Here is an 822-nt window from a genome sequence, read left to right as displayed (position 1 = left end):
CATGCTGGTGAATGTACTCAATAGGGTCTTCGATCGAAATAATATGGCCTTTACTATTACGGTTTCGATGGCCGATCATCGATGCGAGGGAGGTCGATTTACCGGTGCCGGTTGCACCAACGAAGATAATTAGGCCTCGCTTGGTCATGGCCAATGAGTTAATCACCTCCGGTAAGCCGAGATCTTCGATGCGTGGAATATTGGTTTCAATTCGACGCAAGACCATGCCGCATAGGTTGCGTTGTGAAAACGCAGATACACGAAAACGACCAATGCCACGAGCACTGAGCGCGTAGTTACACTCGTTGTTCTCGTTGAACTCGTCTTGTTGCTTCTCTGTCATGGTATCAAAGACAATTTCTCGGCACATCTCTGGTGTAAGAGATTGCTTCGTAACAGGGACAATCTTGCCATGGATCTTGATGCTGGGCGGAACGCCCGCCGTGATGAAGAGGTCAGATCCCCCCTTTTCTACCATGATTTTTAAAAGTCGTTCGAAGTCCACGTTGCTTTCCTTAATCTATCCTTCAATAAATGAAGTTAACGGCCATTGATTAGAAGTTTTCAGGTATTTTCGCTTTCTCTTTCGCAGTATCGCGATTGATCAAGCCTTTGCTGAGTAAATTCTGCAAACACTGATCGAGCGTTTGCATGCCGATGTTCGCACCGGTCTGAATGGCACTGTACATTTGTGCCACCTTATCTTCACGAATCAAGTTACGAATCGCCGGTGTACCGATCATGATTTCATGCGCTGCAACTCGACCGCCATTGGTTTTCTTAAGCAGAGTCTGCGAGATAACCGCTTGCAATGATTCAGAG

1 protein-coding gene and 1 pseudogene are annotated in these 822 nt (G+C 46.7%); both read right to left on the bottom strand.

All coding sequences use genetic code 11. The features are described 5' to 3' along the window. On the bottom strand, window positions 1-505 hold a 505-nt coding region (locus A3751_RS06815; RefSeq protein WP_197466212.1), incomplete at its 3' end, for an ATPase, T2SS/T4P/T4SS family. Between the two features lie 49 nt (window positions 506-554). Beyond that, a pseudogene (locus A3751_RS06810) lies at window positions 555-822 on the bottom strand (twitching motility protein PilT); the annotation flags it as partial.

Source organism: Oleiphilus sp. HI0080 (genome assembly GCF_001635135.1).
This window is presented reverse-complemented; position numbering and strand designations above follow the sequence as displayed.